Here is a 3,957-nt window from a genome sequence, read left to right on the forward strand (position 1 = left end):
CAGCCCCCCAGCCCCCCAGCCCCCGATCGTATTCGTCCGCTCCTCTGCCGTCCGGCCTTGCGCCTGGCCGGGGGGCGCTGGCGCGGGCAGCCCGATGCCAGTAGAATGCTCGACAGTGTTCGTGCGATTCTTGGGGGAGGCCCATGGCTTACGAGGTTCTCTGCGGCGAGCAGGTTGACGAGGCGTTTCTCGCCAAGCTCGTGCCGGTCGATCAGGCCTGTTACGAGGAGGAGTACTGGGGCGACCCGCAGCGGACGGTCGACCGCTTCCGGAAGAACCGCCGCTCGTTCGTGTTCGTCGTCGACCAGGCAAGCGGGGACGTGGCCGGCTACGTCAACTTCTTCCCCTGCGAGCAGGGCCTCTACGAGGACAACCTCTTTCGCAGCCCGGTGATTCGAGACGACGACATCCTCCCCGAGGAGGTGGCGCCGTATCGGGCGGACGCCAACCATCTGTTCATCATCTCGCTCGCGGTGCACCCGCGCTATCAGGGCACCGAGGTGATCCGACTGCTGTCTGACGGCCTCATCGACTACCTGAACCGCCTGCAGGACAAGGGCTTCCCCATTACTGACATCATGGGGACGGCCGTGTCGTCCGATGGGAAGAAGGCCCTGGCCAACTACTTGTTCCGCGAGGTGCGCACCCTGGACGACGGCAACACCGTCTACGTCTGCGACGGCAAGCTGCTCGAACGGCTGCTGGCGCACCGGCTCCCGCTGCGCTCGTACCGGGGCGATGTGTTCCTCATGCTGCCGCTGGCCGACCACGTTGACAACCTGCGTCTGGGCAACTTCCTGGACGATTGCGCTGCGGGCTGCGCCGACGTGCCCGGCGAGGCGGCCGAGCGCGCCCTCGCCACGCTCCTCATCGACGAGCTGCGGGGCTGCATCGCCTACGAGTGCACCAACGAGGTGGTGAGCGAGCTCGACCTGGCGTACCTGGGCAGCTTCGACTTCCTCCAGACCACTGACGAGTACGCGGGGCTTGACGGCACGCAGCCGGAGACGGTCATCGGGAACGTGCGCGGGCATGCGGTGCTGGTGGCGCATCGCAAGACGCACATGCACGTCCTGTGCGTGATGATGCCCGCGTTTCCCTACTCGATGACGCAGATGGAAGACCAGGTGTCCTACGGGTACCTGAAGATCCGCGACGTCGAGGCGCCTACGGGGTACCGCCCCTTCTACGATTACCTGCTCAAGCGGTTCGGCCTGCATGGCTGCGGCGGCGAGACGAGCGTGCTGCTGCTCTCCGACAAGCCCTCCGACGAGTGCGAGCTCCAGGACATGCTGGCGGCGGAGGCCTACGAGAACTACGAGCGCTCCTACCGCATTCGCAGCGAGGAGATCCGGAAGGCGAGCCAGGCGAACCGCTCGCAGTTCGAGCACTACGAGGTCTACCTCTCGAGCCGCGCGGTCGTCTACGTGGGTCGGCAGTTCGCCCCGAGCATCGAGCGGCGCATCGCGGACTTTGCCGACTACCTGTTCATCGTCACCCTCGTCCTGTTCCAGAACACGGCGCTCGCGAAGGCGAGTCGGCGCGTGACGGGCATCCTCGAGCAGGACGTCGACATCACGCCGCAGACCAAGATCCTCATCGACCAGGAGTACGGCCGGACGGTGCGCTTCTGGGAGATGCAGAACTTCAAGTACCTCTCGTCCCAGCTTGAGGCGGCTCAGCTGCGCGAGGCCTTCCTCAACCGGGAGCTGCGCGACGCCTACACCGAGCACCAGGAGTACCTGGAGCACGTCGTGGCGGCGAAGGCGGCCGTCACTGAGAGCCGCAACGGCATGGTCATCAACGTCGTGGCCATCATCCTGGCCATCGCCCAGATCCAGCCCCTGCTCATCGAGCTGCTCCAGGGCTTTTACGAGGAGCTGGGAGTTGAGGTGGCCTATGCGCACACGACCATCAACTACGGGATGCTCGGCGGGATCCTGCTGCTCGTGCTCGTCGTGCTGATCAACCAGCGTCGTCGCCGGCACCTGCAGCAGCGGAAGATGTAGGGAGGGGTCATGGGGAAGAGAAGCGAGCGGCCGCTGTTCTGCACTACGCGCGCCGACGGGCTGCGGGGCAACCGCCTGTTCTGGACGGCCGTGCTGCTGGCGATAGCCACGCTGCTCTCGGCCATCAAGCCGGTCGTGTTGCCCGACGGCGGGGCGGTGACGTACTTCAGCCTGCTGTTTCTGTGGCTGGTCACGTTCTTCTACGGCCCGCGCTACGGGCTCGCGGCCGGGGCGGTGTTCGGCATCTTGAGGCTGGCCGTGACCTACGTCACCGGCGAGCACATCAACTACGCGCCCGGTGCGCTCGTGCTCGAGTACCCCGTCGCCTTCGGGGCCCTTGCCCTGGGCGGGCTGGCGCTCGACCGGCGGGGAGCCTTCTGCGAGCTGGATGGGGTGGTGCGCGACAGCTTCGGGCTGCGCGTGGGCTACCTCGTCGGCCTGGTGTGCCTGGGCGCGTGCTACGTGCTGGCGGCCAACCTGTTCTACCCGCCTGACCGCGACGGGCTGCTGGCCAATCTGCTGTTCACGATCGCCTACGACATGAGCTACCTGGGCATCGAGGCGGCGCTCACCATGCTCTTGCTGTGCATACCCGCTGTGTGCGACGCCATCTACTACGTGCGGTTCCTGGCCACGACGCCGAAGAGCGACCCTACGCTGCGATCGTTCTGATCGCGAGGGATTGACTTAGAGTTAACTCGAAGATATAGAGTGGGCGAAGGTTTTTGACGTCGGGCGAGAGGAGCCTGCCATGGCTAAGGCCAACGTGTACTTTACCCGCGAGATCACGCCGGAGAACGTGGTTCGGCTGTACGAGGCGCTGGGGGTGGAGCTGCCGGGGAAGGTGGCGGTGAAGGTGCACTCCGGCGAGGAGGGCAACCAGAACTACCTGCATCCGGAGTTCATGCGTCCCATGGTGGAGCGGGTCGGCGGCACCGTCGTGGAGTGCAACACCGCCTACGACGGCGCGCGCGACACCACCGAGAAGCACGAGCAGCTGATGGCCGCGCACGGCTGGACGGACTTCTTCGCTGTGGACATCATGGATGCGGAAGGCCCTGACCTGGTGCTCCCCGTGAAAGGCGGGCGCGTGCTCACGGAGAACCTGGTGGGCCGGCACCTGGCGGACTACGCGAGCATGCTCGTGCTCTCGCACTTCAAGGGGCATCCGATGGGCGGCTTCGGCGGCGCGCTCAAGCAGCTCTCCATCGGCTGCGCCTCTAATCAGGGAAAGGTGGCCATCCACACCGGCGGCGCGTCGCTCGACCAGGGGGACTTCTGGGACAAGCACGCCGCGCAGGACGACTTCCTGGAGGCCATGGCCGAGACGGCCGGCACCATCGTCGACTACTTCGGCGAGAACCTGGCCTTCGTCAACATCGCGTGCAACCTCTCGGTGGACTGCGACTGCTGCGCGGTGGCCGAGGATCCGTGCATGGGTGACCTGGGCATCTTTGCGAGCCTCGACCCGGTGGCCGTCGACCAGGCGTGCATCGACGCCGTGCGGGCCTCGGACGATCCGGGCCGCGACCACCTGCTCGAGCGCATCCGCTCCAAGAACGGCACGAAGATCATCGACGACGCGGCGCGCCTGGGCTACGGCACCAAGGACTACGAGCTGATCGAGATCTAGACGTGCGGGCCCCGGCGGGGGGCGAGGGCGGAGAAGGGAAGGCGGGGCGCGCCAGGTGGGCGCCCCGCCTTCTTGCGTAGGGGAGGGGCTAGCGAGGGTCGCCGAGGTGGCGGCGGGCCCTGCGGAGGGCGAAGGCGCTGGCGGCGACGGCCGCGAGGAGGAGGGTGGCCAGCGCTGGCGTGCTGTCGCCGGTCTGGGGGATGGAGGGCGCGCCGTTGCTGGGGGTGGCCTTGCGGGCGTCGGGGCCGGTGGGTGCGGCGGGGGCGTCGGGGCTGGGTGCGGTGGCGGGTGCGTCGTCGGCGTCGGGGGCTGCGG

The 3,957-nt window shown here is 67.2% G+C and carries 4 protein-coding genes; 3 read left to right on the forward strand and 1 reads right to left on the reverse strand.

Annotated features, from left to right (window positions below; translation table 11 throughout):
• The first annotated feature begins 143 nt into the window (after positions 1–143).
• The 3 genes from D1643_RS10070 (at position 144) to D1643_RS10080 (ending at position 3,642) form a co-directional block, all read left to right on the forward strand.
• Entirely contained in the window at positions 144–2,009 is a 1,866-nt protein-coding gene (locus D1643_RS10070) for a GNAT family N-acetyltransferase (protein WP_160710493.1), read from the forward strand.
• A 9-nt stretch (positions 2,010–2,018) separates the two neighbouring features.
• Positions 2,019–2,681 carry an energy-coupled thiamine transporter ThiT gene (locus D1643_RS10075; protein ID WP_160710494.1) on the forward strand — a complete coding sequence of 221 codons (663 nt, stop codon included), beginning with the start codon at positions 2,019–2,021 and terminating at the stop codon, positions 2,679–2,681.
• A 79-nt stretch (positions 2,682–2,760) separates the two neighbouring features.
• Positions 2,761–3,642, forward strand: a complete 882-nt coding sequence (locus D1643_RS10080) for a DUF362 domain-containing protein (protein WP_160710495.1) — start codon at positions 2,761–2,763, stop codon at positions 3,640–3,642.
• A gap of 88 nt (positions 3,643–3,730) precedes the next feature.
• On the opposite strand, the gene D1643_RS10085 is transcribed toward D1643_RS10080, so the two are convergent.
• Positions 3,731–3,957 (reverse strand): LPXTG cell wall anchor domain-containing protein (locus tag D1643_RS10085; protein ID WP_160710496.1); only part of this gene is annotated, 227 nt, incomplete at its 5' end.

This window comes from Enterorhabdus sp. P55 (assembly GCF_009911695.1).
Lineage (GTDB): Bacteria > Actinomycetota > Coriobacteriia > Coriobacteriales > Eggerthellaceae > Enterorhabdus.

What these genes read in the sequence shown, in the direction of transcription:
- D1643_RS10080 (WP_160710495.1), top strand. Translation starts at nt 2,761, where the DNA reads ATGGCTAAGGCCAACGTGTACTTTACCCGCGAGATCACGCCGGAGAAC.
- D1643_RS10070 (WP_160710493.1), top strand. Translation starts at nt 144, where the DNA reads ATGGCTTACGAGGTTCTCTGCGGCGAGCAGGTTGACGAGGCGTTTCTC.
- D1643_RS10075 (WP_160710494.1), top strand. Translation starts at nt 2,019, where the DNA reads ATGGGGAAGAGAAGCGAGCGGCCGCTGTTCTGCACTACGCGCGCCGAC.